The 18,920-nt window shown below is 58.3% G+C and carries 16 protein-coding genes and 1 other RNA gene; 15 read left to right on the top strand and 2 right to left on the bottom strand.

Annotation, left to right across the window (positions count from 1 at the left end; genetic code table 11):
* Positions 1 to 8 precede the first annotated feature (8 nt).
* A complete protein-coding gene (locus tag DU506_RS14735; protein ID WP_114487664.1) occupies positions 9 to 383 on the bottom strand; it encodes a YraN family protein in 375 nt (124 codons plus the stop codon).
* 3 nt (positions 384 to 386) lie between these two features.
* A complete protein-coding gene (locus DU506_RS14730) occupies positions 387 to 1,883 on the bottom strand; it encodes a penicillin-binding protein activator (protein ID WP_114487663.1) in 1,497 nt (498 codons plus the stop codon).
* A gap of 112 nt (positions 1,884 to 1,995) precedes the next feature.
* On the opposite strand from DU506_RS14730, the gene rsmI reads away from it, so the two are divergent.
* The 15 genes from rsmI (at position 1,996) to ftsA (ending at position 18,920) form a co-directional block, all read left to right on the top strand.
* Positions 1,996 to 2,853: a 16S rRNA (cytidine(1402)-2'-O)-methyltransferase gene (rsmI, locus tag DU506_RS14725; RefSeq protein WP_114487662.1), complete on the top strand. Its 858-nt coding sequence runs from the start codon at positions 1,996 to 1,998 to the stop codon at positions 2,851 to 2,853.
* Positions 2,854 to 2,885: 32 nt separating this feature from the next.
* Positions 2,886 to 3,240: RNase P RNA component class A (rnpB, locus tag DU506_RS14720), an RNA gene on the top strand.
* Between the two features lie 49 nt (positions 3,241 to 3,289).
* Positions 3,290 to 4,246 (top strand): 16S rRNA (cytosine(1402)-N(4))-methyltransferase RsmH, encoded by a 957-nt coding sequence (gene rsmH / locus DU506_RS14715; RefSeq protein ID WP_114487661.1) that lies wholly within the window; start codon positions 3,290 to 3,292, stop codon positions 4,244 to 4,246.
* Between the two features lie 9 nt (positions 4,247 to 4,255).
* Positions 4,256 to 4,591 carry a cell division protein FtsL gene (gene ftsL / locus DU506_RS14710; RefSeq protein ID WP_114487678.1) on the top strand — a complete coding sequence of 112 codons (336 nt, stop codon included), beginning with the start codon at positions 4,256 to 4,258 and terminating at the stop codon, positions 4,589 to 4,591.
* Positions 4,588 to 6,294 (top strand): peptidoglycan D,D-transpeptidase FtsI family protein, encoded by a 1,707-nt coding sequence (locus tag DU506_RS14705; protein WP_415843610.1) that lies wholly within the window; start codon positions 4,588 to 4,590, stop codon positions 6,292 to 6,294. The genes ftsL and DU506_RS14705 overlap by 4 nt, the downstream gene beginning before the upstream one ends.
* Positions 6,295 to 6,313: 19 nt before the next feature.
* Positions 6,314 to 7,813, top strand: a complete 1,500-nt coding sequence (locus DU506_RS14700; RefSeq protein ID WP_114487659.1) for a UDP-N-acetylmuramoyl-L-alanyl-D-glutamate--2,6-diaminopimelate ligase — start codon at positions 6,314 to 6,316, stop codon at positions 7,811 to 7,813.
* Positions 7,810 to 9,168: a UDP-N-acetylmuramoyl-tripeptide--D-alanyl-D-alanine ligase gene (locus tag DU506_RS14695; protein WP_114487658.1), complete on the top strand. Its 1,359-nt coding sequence runs from the start codon at positions 7,810 to 7,812 to the stop codon at positions 9,166 to 9,168. The genes DU506_RS14700 and DU506_RS14695 overlap by 4 nt, the downstream gene beginning before the upstream one ends.
* Positions 9,169 to 9,177: 9 nt before the next feature.
* Positions 9,178 to 10,260, top strand: a complete 1,083-nt coding sequence (gene mraY / locus DU506_RS14690) for a phospho-N-acetylmuramoyl-pentapeptide-transferase (protein WP_114487657.1) — start codon at positions 9,178 to 9,180, stop codon at positions 10,258 to 10,260.
* Positions 10,261 to 10,301: 41 nt separating this feature from the next.
* Entirely contained in the window at positions 10,302 to 11,693 is a 1,392-nt protein-coding gene (gene murD / locus DU506_RS14685) for a UDP-N-acetylmuramoyl-L-alanine--D-glutamate ligase (protein ID WP_114487656.1), read from the top strand.
* Entirely contained in the window at positions 11,690 to 12,913 is a 1,224-nt protein-coding gene (gene ftsW, locus DU506_RS14680) for a putative lipid II flippase FtsW (protein ID WP_114487655.1), read from the top strand. Before murD ends, ftsW begins: the two co-directional genes overlap by 4 nt.
* Positions 12,910 to 14,007 carry an undecaprenyldiphospho-muramoylpentapeptide beta-N-acetylglucosaminyltransferase gene (gene murG, locus DU506_RS14675; protein WP_114487654.1) on the top strand — a complete coding sequence of 366 codons (1,098 nt, stop codon included), beginning with the start codon at positions 12,910 to 12,912 and terminating at the stop codon, positions 14,005 to 14,007. The genes ftsW and murG overlap by 4 nt, the downstream gene beginning before the upstream one ends.
* Before the next feature lie 59 nt (positions 14,008 to 14,066).
* Positions 14,067 to 15,479: a UDP-N-acetylmuramate--L-alanine ligase gene (gene murC, locus DU506_RS14670; protein WP_114487677.1), complete on the top strand. Its 1,413-nt coding sequence runs from the start codon at positions 14,067 to 14,069 to the stop codon at positions 15,477 to 15,479.
* A 41-nt stretch (positions 15,480 to 15,520) separates the two neighbouring features.
* Positions 15,521 to 16,420, top strand: a complete 900-nt coding sequence (locus DU506_RS14665; protein ID WP_114487676.1) for a D-alanine--D-alanine ligase — start codon at positions 15,521 to 15,523, stop codon at positions 16,418 to 16,420.
* Positions 16,417 to 17,157 carry a cell division protein FtsQ/DivIB gene (locus tag DU506_RS14660; RefSeq protein ID WP_114487653.1) on the top strand — a complete coding sequence of 247 codons (741 nt, stop codon included), beginning with the start codon at positions 16,417 to 16,419 and terminating at the stop codon, positions 17,155 to 17,157. The genes DU506_RS14665 and DU506_RS14660 overlap by 4 nt, the downstream gene beginning before the upstream one ends.
* A gap of 473 nt (positions 17,158 to 17,630) precedes the next feature.
* A complete protein-coding gene (ftsA, locus tag DU506_RS14655; protein WP_114487652.1) occupies positions 17,631 to 18,920 on the top strand; it encodes a cell division protein FtsA in 1,290 nt (429 codons plus the stop codon).

The following is an 18,920-nucleotide window of genomic DNA, read 5'->3' as shown; positions in this document are numbered from 1 at the left end:
CAAAGGGGTCAAAACGCATCGAAGGCTGCCTTGACCCAAGTAAAAGACAGGTCGGGGAGCGTGCCGGTGACGGCCAGTACATCGAAGCGGCAACCACATGATAGCTTGTTGCGCGCCAGATAAAAACGCGCCGCACGCACCAGGCGTTGTTGCTTTCGCGGAGTGACGGTTTCTAGTGGATGGCCGTAGCGGCTATTGACGCGATGTTTGACTTCGACAAACACCAGGGTCTCGCCGTCACGCATCACCAGGTCAAGCTCGCCGCGGTGATTGCTGGCCAGCAAGACCAAGCTTTGCCGGCCCAGCCACTGAGCGGCGATGCGTTCGATGGCCGCGCCCCGAGCGCGGGCCGTTCGTGAATCGGTTTGTGGGTCGGTCGGCATGCTTCAGTTCAGGCCGGGAATCAGAATGGGGCGGGGGACGCCATTCTGGAATTTGGCCCAAGGTAACTCCCGACGAATGCGCCCGTCAGCAGTGAGGCGCAAGGTGCCGGTGCTGCCTTGCAAGCCGTTTTCCAATATGGCGGGAGTGGCAAGTCCCAGGGCGATTTCCAGGGCGTCCACCCCCATTGCCATCAAGCGGAACATGGAGGCATCGGATTCGTCTTGCAGACTCTGATAGGTGTTATAAAATGGTAAGGCTTCCTCACCACCCACGGCGGCGTCCGGAATCTGCCAGGGAATATCCATGAACATCACGTCATCCAGGTCTTTGTCCAGCCGTGGCTGCAGGCGGCCTTCATACAGATGAGATGTCGCGTAAATCGGCAGGTTCTGAGCGTAATAATAGTCCAGCGTAGGCGGTACCTGGCGGGCATACTCGGGCAGGGCGAGCAAAAACAGAGTATCGATATTGCCCAGGCGCGCGCGTTCGCCGCTGACATTCAGAGCGGTGCGGACCGCAGCGGACACGGCATTCTCGGGCTGGTAGCGTACTGCATTGGTGATGTCGCCGCCTTGGCTTTGCCACTGATTCCAGAAGGCTTCGCCGACACGACGCCCCCACTCATTGTCGGGCACCATGACAGCAGCCTGGCGATGTCCGTCCTGCCAGGCGCGCTCAGCGGCTTGACGGGCTTCGTCTTCAGCAGAAAGGCCGTATTGGAATAAACGGCGTGCCTGGTTGCGCTCGCCGTTGCCATAGTTCAATGCCAATGTAGGTAACGGGACGCTGTCACGTTGCTCGAGCTGGCTGACTTTTTCCTTGTCGAGCGGGCCGACCACTAACTGGGCACCCATCTGACGCGCGCGGTCATAAAGCGCATCCAGACTTTCCCCTGAGGTATCCATGAAGCTTAACTGTACCGAGGTGTCGCTCAGTTGCTGATGGCGTTGCATGGCCATGGTGATCGTGTCGGCCACGTTGGAAAGCGGTCCTGTCTCGGGTAGAAAAACCGCAATATGGCGTATTTCCTGGCCTTCCAGTTCGGGCAATGCCAAGAGATCGGGGTCTGGTTGATCCAATGTTTCTCTGGCCCAGTCCCTACGTTCAGTCAGGGTGCGTTGCTGGGTGGCACTCATGGGCAATTCATCGTCCAGCACTTGCGTGGCTCTAAGAACGGCTCTGGCGTCGTCTTCGCCTCTGGCCAATTCCGAAAACAGCAGCGCCCAGCGCACGCGTGCTTGCTGGTTTAGGTTGGCTTCCTCGATGTCGCCGGCAATCTCGAAGGCCTGCTCCCGCCGGCCTTGGCGAGCGAGAATATCGGCTGCTTCCAGGCGAGTTGTGGCTGCTTGTTCGGGGGCTTGTTGAGCGGCTTGTTCCAGCAGCAGGTTGGGATCGCCTTCGGGAAGGCGCTCTACGGGGGAGGGAGGTTGTAGGGTGCAACCGGCGACCAGCAAAGTTATTAGCGTGGTGGCCAGCAGGCCACGCAATGAATGTTTCATGTATCCTTCCTCAATTCCCGTTTACGCTTTCGTTGGTAAGTCACCTGGTAGTGGGCTATTGGACAAGCATAGCGCACCGTGAGGACAAGCCATCCACAAATCAGGAGTCATGATGACACACAGGAAGGCCGGCACATTGTACGTGGTTGCCACGCCAATTGGGAATCTAGAGGACATGACACCACGTGCCGCACGCATTTTGGGGGAAGTGGATCGAGTGGCAGCGGAAGATACGCGCCACAGCGCACGGTTATTGTCACATCTGGGTGTAAAAGTCTCCATGCTGTCGCTGCATGAGCATAACGAGGCCCAGCGTGTGGAAACATTGGATGCTTACTTGGAAGCCGGTGAAAATATCGCCCTGATCAGTGATGCGGGCACCCCCTTGATCAGCGACCCAGGGTTCGTGCTGGTGCGTGAATTGCGAGCGCGCAACCGTCATGTCGTGCCCCTTCCGGGCGCTTGTGCCTTGGTCACGGCGCTTTCCGGGGCGGGATTGCCTACCGACCGCTTCGTATTTTGTGGCTTTCTTCCTGCCAAGCAAGGTGCGCGTCGTCAGCAGTTGGTCGAGTGGAAAACTCGAGCAGAAACATTGGTGTTCTATGAGTCGCCGCATCGTATCCAGGCGACGTTGGAAGCCCTGCATGAACAGTTCGATAAGCGACGGATCGTGCTGGCGCGAGAACTCACCAAGACGTTTGAAACTTTCCTGCAAGGCACGGCGAGTGAATTACTGGCGATGCTGGAGGAAGATCCCAATCAGGCGCGCGGTGAATTCGTGGTAATGGTCGAGGGCAACAAGGCTGAGATGGATTTGGAATTCCAGGAAATAAAGGCCCAGACGTTACTCGATGCCTTGCTTGCCGAAGGCGTTGGCGTCAAACAGGCGGCATCGGTGGCGGCTCGTTTGATGGGGGGGCGCAAGCAAGTCTGGTATGCGCGCCTGCAAGCAATCAAAAGCGGGGATTGAGGGTAAGCCAAGGCGCTGGTATGCTTGCCGCCGGAGTTGGCCAGACAGTCGCCGCTGAGGTGTCAAAACCTCAGGGGAGGAAAGTCCGGGCTCCATAGGGCAGAGTGCCAGGTAACCCCTGGGCGGCGTGAGCCGACGGAAAGTGCAGCAGAGAGTAGACCGCCTAAGCCTTTCGAGGCCGGTAAGGGTGAAAGGGTGCGGTAAGAGCGCACCGCGCGCCTGGCAACAGTGCGTGGCATGGTAAACCCCACTCGGAGCAAGACCAAATAGGAACCCGTTGGCGTGGCCCGCGCTGGGTTCGGGTAGGTTGCTTGAGCATTGTGGTGACGCAATGCCTAGAGGAATGACTGTCCACGACAGAACCCGGCTTATCGGCCGACTCCCCCTCTTATCAGGGCTGCACGCTTGTGCACCCATTCAACCGTGTGAGATGTAGATGCCTTCACCTGACGCTGAACAGGTCGTTTCCGGCTTTCGCCATGCCAGTGTATTGCTGGACGGGGCCGTGGAGGCACTGGTTAACGATCCCGAGGGTGTCTACCTGGATGGTACTTTCGGTCGTGGCGGCCATTCGCGTGCGGTTCTGGCGCGCTTGGGCGCTTCCGGCCGCCTGTTGGCCATGGATCGCGATCCCCAGGCAATCGAGGAAGCACGTCACCTCGATGATCCGCGTTTTTCCATCACCCAACGTGATTTTGCCCGGTTGGGTGAATTCGCCAGGGAGCAGGGCGTGCATGGCAAGCTAGCCGGCGTGCTGCTGGATGTTGGTGTGTCGTCCCCCCAGCTGGATGATCCCGAGCGTGGTTTCAGTTTCATGCGCGATGGCCCGCTCGATATGCGTATGGATCCCTCTCATGGGCAGAGTGCCGCTGATTTCCTGGTACATGCCAAGGAATCGGAAATCGCTCAGGTATTCAAGACCTACGGTGAAGAACGCTTTGCCAAACGTTTGGCGCGCGCGGTAGTGGAGCGCCGTAGCGAAAAGCCCTTTGAGCGTACCGTCGATCTGGCGGAGGTGTTGAAAGCCGCTCACCCGGCGTGGGAAAAGGGTAAGCATCCCGCCACGCGGGCTTTCCAGGCCCTGCGCATTTATCTCAATCAAGAGCTTGAACAGCTCGACGCCGCCCTTGAGGCCGCCCTTGAGGCGCTGGCCCCAGGCGGGCACCTCGTTGTGATCAGCTTTCATTCCCTGGAAGACCGTCGGGTAAAGCGTTTCATTCGCAGGCACGTTCGTGGTGACACTGACGTGCCGCGTGGCGTTCCGCTTCGCGATGATCAGCTCAATCGCCGCCTGGTGGGTCTGGGCAAGGGTCAGCGACCCGGGCCGAGTGAAATTGATGCCAACCCACGTGCGCGTAGTGCCGTCATGCGAGCGGCACGAAAACTGGCGTAAGCGGTCATGATGATACTTTTCCAGCCCGGACGTCTTCTTGCTTCCCTGCGTAACGAGTGGCCTTTCAGGCTGAGGCTCGGTCTATGGTCGTTGATCATCGCTGGATTGTTCGCCGGCTGTATGGTGTCGGCCCTGGCGGTTGTGACTACCAGCCATATGACGCGTACCCAATTTGGTCAATTGCAGCAACTGGAGCAGGAAAAAAATCAGTTGCAGACCGAATGGGGCCAGTTGCTGCTGGAAGAGGGGGCTTGGTCGACTCCGGCACGCATCGAGCAGATTGCCACGCAGCGGCTGGGCATGCGTATTCCCGATGTCCATGATGTCGAGGTCATCAGCCCATGAATATGTCGCGACACAGCGCTACTCCCCGAGAGTCGCCGGTAGCGCCACCGCTGGGCAAGTGGCGGATCACCCTGATGCTGGGGCTCATTCTTGTGGCGGCGGCGTTATTGATGGGACGTGTCGTGTTGCTGCAAGTGGTGGACCGGCCCTTTCTGCAAAGCCAGGGAGATGCTCGCACCCTGCGCCATGAAGATATTCCCGCGCATCGCGGTATGATCACCGACCGTAACGGTGAGCCGTTGGCTATTTCCACGCCGGTGATAACGCTCTGGGCCAATCCTCAGGAAATACCCGAGGATGCTATCCAGCGCATGATGCTGGCTCAGGCGCTGGGTATATCACTCGAGGATTTTGATGCTCGATTGGCACGCTATAGCGAGCATGAATTCATGTACTTGCGCCGGCAAATGACCCCTGATGATGCCCAGCGGGTGCTTAATCTGCGCACGCCCGGGGTCTATCCTCAGCATGAGTACAAACGCTATTACCCGGCTGGCGAGGTGGCGGCGCAGTTGCTGGGGGTGACCAATGTCGATGATTTAGGTCAGGAAGGGCTGGAGCTTGCGTATCAGCCTTACCTGGCGGGTCATGTGGGACAGCGGCGTATCATCAAGGACCGCCGTGGCCGCCTGGTACGCGAGCTGGGCGTCGTTGAAGAGGCGCAGCCGGGTGGAGAGCTGACGCTTTCCATCGATCAGCGGTTGCAGTACATGGCCTACCGTGAACTGCGCTTGGCGGTGGCGGAGCATGAAGCCGACGGCGGTATGCTGGTGATGATGGATGCCCGTACCGGTGAAGTGCTGGCGATGGCCAACCTGCCTTCCTACAATCCCAACAATCGCGCAGGGCTCGACCCGCGTGGGTTGCGTAACCAAGCCATTGTCGATGTATTCGAGCCGGGTTCGGTGGTCAAACCTCTGGCTATGGCGGCGATTCTGGAAAGTGACGTCTTCGATCGCGACGTGGTGGTGGATACCTCACCTGGATGGATGCGTATCGATCGGTTCACCATCCATGATATCCGTGATTACGGGGAGCTGGACTTGGCGGGCATTCTGGAAAAGTCCTCCAATATTGGCATGTCACGTCTGGCCTTGGAATTATCCGATACCACTATCTGGGACAAGTACAATCAACTGGGTCTTGGACAAAGCCCCGGTACCGGCTTTCCGGGTGAAGCCACCGGAAGCCTGCCGGCACCGGTGCGCTGGTCGCGCAGCGAACGTGCCGCTCTTTCCTATGGTTACGGCTTGTCGGTGTCCGCTTTACAACTGGCCAGTGCTTACACGGCGATAGCCAATGGTGGAGAGCGTTTGCCGCCCTCTCTGTTGCGCCTGTCCCAAGCGCCTGCCGGGATACCGGCAATTGAGCCGGCGATTGCCAACGATCTCCTGCAAGTCATGGAAACCTCCGTGGGAGCTTCTTCAGGGGGGCGTCGGGCACGGGTCGATGGGTATCGGGTGGGAGGCAAGACCGGCACCGTTCGCAAGAATAACAGTCAAGGTTACGCAGAAAATGCATACCGCAGTGTTTTTGTGGGTATCGCACCGATATCCGACCCACGCATCGTGACCGTGGTGATGATCGACAACCCCAAGGCAGGGGAATTCTATGGAGGCGCAGTGGCGGCACCGGTGTTTTCCAGTGTGACCGGCAATGCGCTTCGCTTGCTGGATGTGCCGCCGGACCAACAGACGCGTTAATATCGCTTCAGGAGAACTTATGCTGCCATCCCCTAATGACCTCTTGACCACTTTACGTCACCTATGGCCTACCGCCACCTTTCCTTCGGCTCTTCCGTCGCTACCTGACAGGGTGCGCCTAGTGATGGATTCGCGCTGCGTTAGCCAAGGCGATGTGTTCGTTGCCGTGGCCGGTACTCAATATGACGGTCGTGAGTATATCGAGGCCGCCCTGGCGGCGGGAGCGGCATTGGTGCTGGCGCATGTGAAAAGTGGCGAGGTCAAGGTGGATGGATGCGTCATTCAGTTGCCCCATCTCGGCATGCGTCTAGGGGAGCTGGGACGGGTGCTATACAAGGTGGCTGACTCACTGGATGTCATGGCCATCACGGGAACCAACGGGAAAAGTTCGGTCACGCATTATATCGCCGCTCTCAGCGAGCAGTTGGGTACCTCAGCAGCAGTAGTCGGCACCTTGGGTGTGGGGCGTCCGGGCGCTCTGGTAGACAGCGGATTAACCACCCCCGGCCCCTTGGCGTTGCAGGCCAGGCTGGCGGAGCTTGCCGAGCAGGGCGTAACACGCATCGCGCTTGAGGCGTCCTCTCATGCGCTCGATCAGCAGCGGCTCGATGCAGTGAAGGTGAAAGTCGGCGTCTTCACCAACCTGAGCCGTGATCATCTTGATTATCATGGCAGCATGGCCGCCTATGCCGCCGCCAAAGCCAAGTTGTTTCGCCGCGTCGAACTGACGCTGGCGGTGGTCAATGCCGATGATCCTCTGGCGAGATTGATGCTGGCCGGTTGCTCTAAGGACGTCAGAGTGCTTGCCGTCGGGCAGGACGAGGCCGTCACGCTAAGGGTGTTGGACTGGCAGCCGCATGCGCTGGGTCAGCAGGCGATAGTGGCCACCCCGGAAGGCGAAATGGTGTTGTCGCTGGCCTTGATGGGGCGCTTCAACCTGGATAACGTCCTGCTGGCGATTGTGACGCTTTATGGCCTGGGGGAACCCTTGTCCGCACTGTTTGCCGCTGCCGAGAAACTGTTGCCGGTGCCTGGGCGAATGCAGTTGATGCGTCAATCAGGCTCTCCTAGTGTGGTAATCGATTATGCCCACACGCCGGATGCGCTGGACAATGCCTTGCAGGCGCTGCGTGCCCATCTGGGTGACCAGGGTGCCTTGTGGTGTGTCTTCGGCTGCGGCGGTGAGCGTGACACGGGCAAGCGTGTGGAAATGGCCCGTGTTGCCGAGCAGCATGCCGACAAGGTAGTGGTAACCGACGATAACCCGCGTGGCGAATCCGCTGTACAGATTCGCGAGCAGATCCTGGCTGGGTTCACAGCCGCCGGGCGTGAAGGCGTGCTGTCCATTGCCGGTCGCCGCGAGGCAATTGCTAAGGTGCTGGCTTTGGCGGCACCCGAAGACGTTGTGTTGATTGCTGGCAAAGGCCACGAAACCTATCAGGAAGTCGATGGCGTTCGTCACCCCTATTCCGATGACGAGCAAGTGCAACAGGCATTGGCTCGGCGGCGTGCGTCATGAGGTCGTGGACGCTTGCAGAGGTGGCTCAAGCGCTGGCTATACCACCGCCAGCGGAGGATCTGGCATTTACCGCTATCGTCACCGACACCCGCCGGGTGATTCCTGGGTGCTTGTTCGTGGCGCTGAAAGGCGAGCGATTCGATGCTCATGATTTTATTGCTCAAGCGCGCGAACAGGGTGCTGCCGCCGCCCTGGTGGCAAGGCCGGTCACAGACGTATTGCCGCAAATTCAGTGTAGCGATACACAGCTGGCGCTGGGGCTATTGGGACGTTACCGGCGCGAGTGCTGGGGCAATTCGCTGGTGGCGGTGACCGGCAATAGCGGCAAGACCACGGTCAAGGAAATTCTTGCGGTACTGCTGGGCGGTCGCGAAACGACCCTGGCCACCCAGGGTAATCTCAACAACGCTATCGGTGCGCCACTGACCCTGCTGGAGCTTGATGAGTGTCATCAATCGGCGGTGGTTGAGCTGGGCGCCAATCATTTGGGTGAGATCGCCTGGACGGCTGCCATGGCCAAGCCGCAGGTGGCGGTTATCACCAATGTTACCGGCGCCCATATAGGCGAGTTTGGCGGGATGGGGAATATCGCCCAGGCCAAAGGCGAGATTCTCACAGGTCTCTCGGCGAATGGAGTGGCGGTACTCAATCATGATGATGTCTATTACCACTTCTGGGCGGCGCTTGCTGCGCCTCGCCAGGTATGGAGTTTCGGCCTGGATGAGCGTGCTCGGGTTCACGCTCGGGCGCTTTCCCGCGATGCCGTGGGACGCTATGCTTTCACGCTGGTGGTGGCAGGGTGCGAGCTTGGTCGGGTGTCATTGCCTTTATTGGGCAAGCATAATGTGAGTAATGCACTGGCCGCTTCGGCGGCTGCCTTGGCCTTGGGAGTCGAATCCTCTCAGGTGATTTCCCGCTTGAGTCAGGTGAGCGCCTTGCCGGGCAGGCTGTGTGCGGTAGAAGGGCCGCACGGTGCATGCATTCTGGATGACAGTTACAATGCCAATCCCGGCGCGATGCAAGCCGCTCTGGAAACGCTGGCAAGCCTGCCCGGCCCGCATTGGTGTGCTTTCGGCGCCATGGGTGAGCTGGGAAGCGAGGCTGAACGTCTGCACATCGAGGTCGGTGAGCAGGCCCGCGTGCTGGGAATCGAGGTCTTGTTGACCTTCGGTGAGGCAGCGCAGGCGGCTAGCCGGGCATTCGGCGCTGGAGGGCTACATTTCACCGATCATGCGGCGCTGGTGCGCCATGTCATTAATACTCTGCCGCCCGGAGCCAGTCTTCTGGTAAAGGGATCGCGTAGTGCGGCAATGGACACTGTCGTTGCTGCATTACGTTCGGATAAACCAAGGTAAACGCCGTTCATGTTACTTTATTTGGCGAATTTTCTAGCGCATTTTCAAAGTGCGTTTCAGGTATTCAATTATCTCACTTTGCGCGTCATTCTGGGGGTCTTGACCTCCTTGTTGATTTGCTTGTGGTTAGGACCCTGGGTGATTCGGCGCCTGGTCGAGGGGCAGATCGGCCAGGCCGTTCGCGACGATGGTCCGCAATCGCACCTATCCAAGGCGGGAACGCCGACGATGGGCGGCGTCATGATCTTGTTGGCGATTGCCTTCAGTACGCTGATATGGGGCGACTTGAGCAATCACTATGTATGGATCGTGCTGGGCGTCACGCTCGGCTTTGGCGCGATTGGCTGGGTCGATGATTATCGCAAGGTGGTGGAGAAGAATCCCCGCGGCTTGCCGGCCCGCTGGAAGTATCTGTGGCAGTCGGTCGTGGGGTTGGGCGCTGCGGGACTACTGTACTTTACAGCGGCAAGCCCGGTGGAAACCAGCCTGATCCTGCCGCTGTTCAAGGACTTCGTGCTACCCCTGGGGCTGTTTTATATCGTTCTGACCTATTTCGTGATCGTGGGCAGTTCCAATGCGGTCAACTTGACCGACGGCCTTGACGGCCTGGCGATCATGCCGACGGTACTGGTGGCCATGGGGTTGTCGGTATTCGCCTATGTCAGCGGTAATAGCGTCTTTGCCGACTACCTGCACATGCCGTTTATTCCAGGTGCCGGCGAACTGGCGGTATTCTGTGGCACGATCGCCGGGGCCGGGCTGGGGTTTCTCTGGTTCAATACCTATCCCGCTCAGGTGTTCATGGGTGACGTAGGTGCTTTGGCGCTGGGGGCGGCGCTAGGCGTCGTGGCGGTGATCGTGCGTCAGGAAATCGTGCTGTTCATCATGGGTGGCATTTTCGTTGTGGAAACGCTGTCGGTGATACTGCAGGTGGGCTCTTACAAACTCACCGGGCGACGCATTTTCCGCATGGCCCCGCTACATCACCATTATGAACTCAAGGGCTGGCCGGAGCCTCGCGTGATCGTGCGTTTCTGGATCATCACCGTGGTGCTGGTGCTGTTGGGCCTGGCGACACTCAAGCTTCGTTGAACCGCCTGTCGGGCGCCGTTCAAGGCGACAAGGAACCTTCGATGGTCAAGGTACCCAAGGGTTTGACACTGGTGGTCGGGCTTGGCATTTCCGGGCGGGCGATTTGTCGCCATCTCGAACGTTGCCGGGTCGCTTTCATGGTGGCGGATACGCGGGTCACTCCGCCGGGCATTGACGAATTTCATGCCGCTCATCCCGGCGTGAAGGTGCATTGCGGCGCGCTTTCTGAACTGGATCTTTCCGAAGTGGAAGAAGTGGTGCTCAGCCCCGGCATTGACCCCATGGCACCGGGGTTGGAAGTGTTGGCAGAGCAAATCAATCCCGTTACCGGGGAACCGCGTCTGGTGGGTGAAATCGCGCTGTTCGTACGCGCTGCCAAGGCTCCGATTGCGGCGATTACCGGATCCAATGCCAAGTCCACGGTGACCACCCTGTTGGGAGAAATGGCGGTGGAATCTGGCATAAAGGCTGCCGTGGGCGGAAACCTGGGCACGCCGGCACTCGATCTGCTCGCCGATGAGCCCGAGGCACCGCTGTATATTCTGGAACTCTCCAGCTTTCAATTGGAAACCACGCCGCATCTGGGCGCGGCAAGCGTGGCCTTTCTCAACCTGAGTGAAGATCATCTCGACCGTCATGGAGATATGCAGGCATATCAGGCCGCCAAGCAACGCATTTTTAACGGTGCCCAACATGTGGTGGTCAATGCCGATGATGCTTATACCTGGCCGTCTCGCCCGGTTGTTTCACAGGCGTGTTTTACCCTGACTACCCCCGAGGGGGATCAATGGGGCATCGCCAACCAGGCAGGCAAACCTTGGTTGATGCAAGGCGCCACGCCCTGGTTGCCGATAGCCGAGTTGAAAATGCCGGGACGCCATAATCAGGCCAATGCCTTGGCTTCCCTGGCGATGGGTCAGGCCCTGGGGTTCAAACGCAACGCCATGCTCGGGGTGTTGAGGCGCTTCAAGGGGCTTGCTCATCGTACCGAGGTGGTGGGTGAGATCAACGGCGTCACTTGGATCAATGACTCCAAGGGCACGAATGTGGGCGCTACTCTGGCAGCCATCGAAGGGATCGGTGGTACTCTTTCCGGGCGGTTGATTCTCCTGGCGGGAGGCGTGGGCAAGGGGGCGGATTTCACGCCGCTTGCCGGCCCCTTGGCCCGCTGTGCTCGCTTGGTGCTGGTGTTCGGGACTGATGCAGAACATCTCTGCGCGGCCTTGAAAGACAGTGTCGATGTTAGAGAAATGGACCAGATGCACCAGGCCATTCAAGCTGCCTATGCCGTCGCCGAGCCAGGAGATTGTGTGTTGCTGTCTCCGGCCTGTGCGAGTCTCGATCAATTTGCCAACTATCAGGAACGTGGCGATATCTTTCGCGGCGAGGTGTCCAGGTTGGCGACCCAGGCCAGCCAGCAGGAGGCGACATGAATCGCTGGAAACGTTTTTGCCAAGCGGTTTCAACCCGCCAACTTCCGTGCGATGTGTGGTTGATCCTGGCCGCGATATTGTTAGCGGGACTGGGCTGGGTGATGGTCAGTTCGGCTTCCATCGGCTTGTTGGAAGACAGTTATCACTACAGCAAGCAACATGGAGTCTTCCTGATAGTGGCCATCGGGGCGCTTTTTTTCACGCTCTGTGTTCCCCTTGAGGTCTGGCGACAGAATGCCAGCTTGTTGCTGGTCATCAGTATCGCCATGTTGCTCTTGGTCCTGGTGATCGGTCAGGAGATCAACGGCAGCAAACGTTGGATTGCCTTGCCCGGCCCACTACCCAGTTTGCAGGTCTCCGAGTTTGCCAAGGTGGGAGTGATTATCTACATGGCGGCGTTTATGTCGCGATTTGCCTATGAGCTACGCCATCGTGCCTTCAGTTTGTGGCGCCCTCTGGCGGTGCTCGCCGTACCTATAGGGCTATTGTTTCTGGCCCCGGATTTCGGGGGCATGGTGGTATTTGCCGCTTGCGTGATAGGCATGTTAATGATGGCTGGCGCTTCCTTGACGTTACTATTGGGAAGCGGTGGCTTTTTGGCTGCCGGCGCAGTGCTGCTGGTGGCCAATGAGCCCTATCGCTTGGCGCGTTGGACCAGTTTTCTAGACCCTTGGGCGGATCAATTCGCCACGGGGTATCAATTGACTCAGGCGCTGATTGCCTTCGGGCGTGGCCATGTGACCGGCACCGGTTTGGGTAACAGCGTACAGAAATTGCACTACCTACCCGAAGCGCATACCGACTTCATTTTCGCTGTGGTGGCCGAAGAGCTGGGTATGCTGGGGGCAATTAGCGTGGTGCTGCTTTTCGCCCTGCTGATTGTCCGGGCCATGTTGATCGGGCGGCGCGCGGAAATGGCCGGTCACCTGTTCGCCTCCTACATGAGTTACGGCATCGGTTTTATCATTGCCGCTCAGGCTTTCATTAACATGGCGGTGAGCTCAGGCCTATTACCTACCAAGGGATTGACGCTGCCGCTGATGAGTTATGGCGGCTCGAGTCTATTGGTTACCGGCATCATGCTGGGGCTTTTGCTGCGCGCCGATGTTGAAACTCGTCGCCAACCCAAGCGTGCATCCACTCCTTACAAGGCGCGTCATGAGCCTCGGCTGTCGCGGAGCGGTGTCAGGTCGCGATCGGTTCAAAGGAGCAAACAGTGATTACGACATCAGCTCGACGCATTCTGATAATGGCGGGGGGAACCGGCGGCCATGTGATTCCCGCGCTTTCTCTGGCGCGCTCATTAAGCGCCCAGGGCGTTGAAGTACAGTGGCTGGGAAGTCCAAGAGGGATTGAAAACCGCCTGGTGCCGGAAGCAGGTTTCCCCTTGCATCATGTCGCTATCAGCGGCTTGAGAGGCAGGGGGCTGAGTGGTTGGCTCAAAGCGCCGCTCAACCTCAGCCGTGCGGTGTGGCAAGCACACCGAGTGATCACTGACTTCGACCCTCAGCTGGTGGTGGGAATGGGAGGGTTCGCCAGCGGCCCCGGGGGGCTTGCTGCCTGGCTGTGTCGCAAGCCGTTGGTGGTGCATGAACAAAATGCCGTGGCGGGGTTAACCAACCGCGTGTTGTCACGTCTGGCTCGGCAAACCTATGCTGCTTTTCCTGACGCATTCGGTGACCGTGCAGAGGTCGTGGGTAACCCGGTGCGTGAGGACATCGCCGCATTGGGGGACAATCCCCGCACGGTCGAGGAGATGCAGAAACGCCCCTTGCGCCTTCTGGTGGTCGGGGGCTCGCTGGGGGCGGTATCGCTGAATGAACGTCTGCCACAGGCATTGGTCACACTTGCCACCGAGCAGCGTCCCGAGGTATGGCATCAAGCCGGGCGTGACAGGGATGAGGATACCTCGGCGAGTTATCGTAAATATGCTGTGCCGGCGAAGGTCAGCGCCTTTATCGATGATATGGCGGAAGCTTACGCTTGGGCCGACTTGGTGGTGTGCCGTGCCGGTGCATTGACGGTGGCGGAGCTCGCTGCCGCTGCCAAGCCCTCCTTGCTGGTGCCGTTCCCTTACGCCGTGGATGATCATCAGCGAATCAATGCCCAGGTATTGGTAAATGCCGGTGCCGCCGTCTGCGTGGTGCAATCGGCACTCTCTGAAGACGAACTCAAGAGGCAGCTGACTCAGCTGCTCAAGCCAGAGATACTGGCCGCCATGGCTGCCAAGGCACGCCAGGCCGCTCGCCTCAACGCCACCCAACGCCTGGCAGCCGGCTGCATGGCCCTAGCATTTCAAGGAGACACCGCGTGACCGATTCTTCGATTCAGCCCCTTTCCCGGCCGATTCCCGCCACACCCCAGGGGCCGGGAATGCGCCGTATCCACCGCATTCATTTCGTGGGTATCGGCGGGGCGGGCATGTGCGGCATCGCCGAAGTTCTTGCCAACCAGGGGTATGCCGTCAGCGGCAGCGACCTCAAGGAGTCGGCGGTATTGCAGCGCCTGCGTGACTGCGCAGTTCGCGTGATGATCGGGCATGCGGAAACCCATGTCAGCGGTGCTGATGTGGTGGTGGTGTCGAGCGCGATCGACGAGAGCAACCCGGAAATACGTTGGGCCAACGAACACCGAGTACCGGTAGTGCGCCGCGCCGAAATGCTGGCCGAACTGATGCGTTTTCGCCATGGTATCGCTGTGGCGGGAACTCATGGAAAAACTACCACGACTAGCCTGACGGCCACCTTGTTGGCGGAAGGCGGGTTGGACCCGACCTTCGTGATCGGTGGGAAATTGACCAGCGCCGGGACCAATGCGCGCTTGGGAGAGGGCGATTACCTAGTGGCGGAAGCCGATGAATCGGATGCCTCCTTTCTGCATCTGCAACCCATGATGTCGATCGTCACTAACATCGATGCCGATCATATGGCGACCTACGGCGGTGATTTCGAGCGCTTGAAAAGCACCTTCATCGAGTTTCTGCATAACCTGCCTTTCTATGGTCTGGCAGTGCTGTGTATCGATGACCCCCATGTGCGCGGCCTTCGTGATCAGGTCAAGCGTCAGTTCGTTACTTATGGCTTTGACGAGGATGCCGATTATCGCATCGTCGATTTCCGCCAGGCCGGCGGCGAGGTGCAATTTACCGCCCTGCGGCCGGGGGGGGCTGCATCTCTTGATGTGCATTTGGCGATGCCGGGACGCCATAACGCCTTGAATGCCATGGCAGCGATTGTCGTGGCTACCGATGCCGGCGTGAACGACGTTGCGATCCTGCGGGGATTGGCAGGCTTTGCCGGTGTCGGCCGGCGCTTTCAGGTGCATGGAAATTTCTCCCTGCCGGGTGTCGAGGGCGAGGTCATGCTGGTGGACGACTACGGACACCACCCCCGTGAAGTGGACATGATTATCCAGGCGGTGCGCGCCGGCTGGCCGGAGCGTCGCCTGGTCATGCTGTACCAGCCTCATCGTTACAGCCGGACCCGAGATCTCTACGAAGATTTCGTGCGTGTGCTATCGGGCGTGGATACCTTGGTACTGCTGGATGTATACAGTGCTGGAGAGGCGATGATTCCCGGAGCCGAGGGACGTACCCTGGCAGGCTCGATTCGTCAGCGTGGCGAGGTGGATCCCTTGTTTGTGGAATATAAAAACGAATTACCCCCGTTATTGGCGCGTATCTTGCGCCCGGGAGACATTCTTATCACTCAAGGCGCGGGGGATGTAGGGGGTATTGCCCAGCGTTTGGCGCAAGCGAAACTGGTGATGGAGGAGGTGGTGCTGTGAGCAAATTATCGCTTTCTCAGGATTCAGGCTTGGGCGACGTCATGGTGATTTACGGCGGTCGATCCGCCGAACGCGAGGTGTCGCTTAAAAGTGGTGCCGCAGTGCTGGAAGCGCTTCGTCGATCAGGGGTTTCAGCCTTTGGCTACGACCCGGTTGAAGGCGGCCTGGGAGGGCTGGAAACCCTGTCGCCTTCACGGGTTTTCATTGCCTTGCATGGCCGTGGCGGTGAAGACGGCACCCTTCAGGGCGCTCTGGAATTGCTCGACATTCCTTACACCGGAAGCGGTGTGCTGGCTTCCGCGCTGGGAATGGACAAGCAACGCACCAAGCAGGTATGGCAAGCACTTGGCCTGCCTACTCCGGAAAGCATCATGCTGGAGCCCGACTCGGATTGGAGTCAAGTGGTAGAGATGCTGGGCTTGCCCTTGATCGTCAAACCGGTGCACGAAGGCTCAACCTTGGGAATCAGTATCGTCAAAAGCCAGGCTGCCTTGGAAGCCGCTTATCAGGATGCGGCTCGCTTCGATGCTCGAGTGATGGCCGAGCGTTTCATCCAGGGAGAGGAGTACACAGTGGCTCTGCTGGGTGATCAAGCGCTGCCGGCGATTCGAGTCGAGGTACCTGGCGGCTTCTATGATTACGAGGCCAAGTACGTTTCCAATACCACCCGTTACCACCTACCCTGCGGGTTGAATGAAGCCGATGAAGCCGCGCTTGCGAGACTCTGCCAGGAAGCGTATGCCGCTATCGGCGGAGAAGGTTGGGGGCGTGTGGATGTCATGCGTGATGCTCAGGGGCGCTTCTGGTTACTGGAAGTCAATACCGTTCCGGGTATGACCGACCACAGCCTGGTGCCTCAGGCAGCCGCCTACGCCGGTATCGACTTTGATGCCTTGGTTTGTCGGATACTCGAGACAGCCGGGAAGCAGAGCGGACAATGACACGGCGTAATGCCTGGTGGGGCGTGTTATTGCTGGGTCTGCTGCTAGGGGCTGGCGGCAGGGCGCTGTGGCTATGGCTGGATCGCCCGATCGAGCGAGTGTCCATTCACGGTGAATGGACGCATGTCAGCGCGGACTATCTGAAAACTCAGCTTGCCCCCTTGGTGCAAGGGTCGACCTGGTTGTCGGTAGACTTGGGCGAATTGCGCGAACAAGCGCTTGAGATAGGTTGGCTGCAAGAAGTCAGGTTGTCGCGGGAGTGGCCCGATGCCTTGGCCTTCGAGCTGGTGGAACAACAGCCGGTGGCACGCTGGAACGATGACTTTCTGCTTAACCCAAAGGGTGAGCCCTTTGGATTTTCGCCCCTGCCGGTGCCGGCGGAACTGCCCGATCTGGCGGGGCCGGCGGGCAGTGGTAAAGAAGTGCTGGGTTATTATCAACGTCTTGTCCCCAAATTCGACTCTCTAGCGTTGAAATTGACGCAACTTAGGCTTGAACCGCGCGGTGCATGGCGGCTACAGATGGATGATCGAGTTTGGGTAATGTTGGGACGCCGTCAACATGAGGTGCGTCTGGCGCGTTTGTCGGCTTCCTGGGAGCGTGAACTGCATCGCCAGGCGAACCAAATACGCTACATAGACTTGCGCTATCCTAACGGGGTGGCTGTCGCCTGGCACGGAGAAAGCGAGTTTGATTCTACTGCTGCCCCGGATGAGGCTGCGCCTAAAGGTCGTTGATTTGAAAGTAAGTCGTTAAAACGCCTTAAGCATTTAGTGGCTGAAGGGTTTTGGATTTGCTAATTATAAAGTATGGCTCGAAGCGAAAATTCGAGCCTTAGGTTCCTTTCACTTAAAAGTAAGTGGTTGCCAACGCTCTATGCAGGGTTTTAATTGTCTTGAAGGAACAGTATTGTAGGTGGAACCAGTCGTATAGCATCCTGTGTTCCTATACTATGGATCTTCAAGTGCCAAAAGTGGGTGAATTTTGTATGCCAAGTTTATTATTTTACTGATAACTTTGCGCTTATCTCCCGCTAGTTCTTGGCCGCCTTGCCCTTGGGTGGTTCGTCAATGCAGGCAGCGGCGAAGAACGTTTGCTAAAAACGCCAGCTGGATATCTTGTGTTAAATAAATTGTTATGTTTTGTTGTCGTTAGCATCAGGGGCTAAAGACTACTATTTTGAAGTAACCAGAAGGAGAACACCCGACTCATGGCAGGCTTATCCAACGCATCCAACATGGTGGTCGGGCTGGATATCGGAACGTCCAAGGTCGTCGCAATAGTCGGTCAACGAACTGATGACGGAGGAATTGAAATTGCCGGTATTGGTTCGCATCCTTCTCGTGGTATGAAACGTGGCGTTGTGATTAATATCGAATCCACGGTTCAATCGATTCAGCGCGCGGTCGAGGAAGCGGAATTAATGGCCGGCTGCGATATTCACTCGGTATATGTCGGCGTTGCCGGTAGTCATATCAGTTCAATGAACTCCGATGGCGTGGTGGCGATCAAAGAGCGGGAGGTCACGCCTTCGGACATTGAACGTGTCATTGATTCCGCACGTGCACGGGCCATTTCCGAAGGTCAGCGGGTACTTCACGTCTTGCCCCAGGAATTTTCTATCGATGCACAAGGTGGAATCCGCGAGCCCTTGGGTATGTCGGGAGTGCGCCTTGAAGCACAAGTGCATCTGGTGACAGCGGCCATGAATGCCGTGCAGAACATTGAAAAATGCGTACGGCGCTGCGGGCTTGAAGTGGATGCGATCATTCTGGAGCAACTTGCCTCAAGCATGGCGGTGTTGACGGAAGATGAGCGCGAACTGGGTGTCTGCATGGTGGATATCGGGGGCGGTACCACTGACATGGCGGTATTCAGCGAGGGTGCCATTCGCCATACGGCGGTGATTCCCATTGCGGGCGACCAGGTTACCAATGATATTGCCATGGCGCTTCGCACGCCGACTCAGCACGCTGAAGAGATAAAGGTTAAGTATGCCTGCGCACTGACACAGCTTGCCGCTAGTGATGAAATGATCAAGGTGCCGAGTGTGGGTGATCGACCGGCGCGGGATTTATCGCGTCAAGCGTTGGCGGAAGTGGTCGAACCGCGTTATGAAGAACTTTTTACTTTAATTCGTGACGAACTGAGGCGTAGTGGTTACGAAGATATGGTGGCCGCAGGTGTCGTATTGACCGGCGGAACATCGCGTATGGAAGGTGTCAGTGAGCTTGCCGAAGAAATTTTTCACATGCCGGTGCGTATCGCGTCACCGCAGAATGTGAAAGGGCTTGCCGATGTGGTTCGTAACCCGATTTATGCCACGGGCGTCGGTTTACTGCATTATGCTCTTAAAGAAGGGCCTAATAGCCATGGTCGGCAAAGCCAAGTGGGAGTAAGCTCGGCATCAACGGGGCGTCATGACGTCTCCCGGCGCGATGCCAAGGATGGCAATACGGCGCTGGCAAGAATCAAAGGCTGGTTCAAAGGAAATTTCTGA

The sequence above is a fragment of the Vreelandella rituensis genome, from assembly GCF_003336665.1.
GTDB lineage: Bacteria > Pseudomonadota > Gammaproteobacteria > Pseudomonadales > Halomonadaceae > Vreelandella > Vreelandella rituensis.
This window is presented reverse-complemented; position numbering and strand designations above follow the sequence as displayed.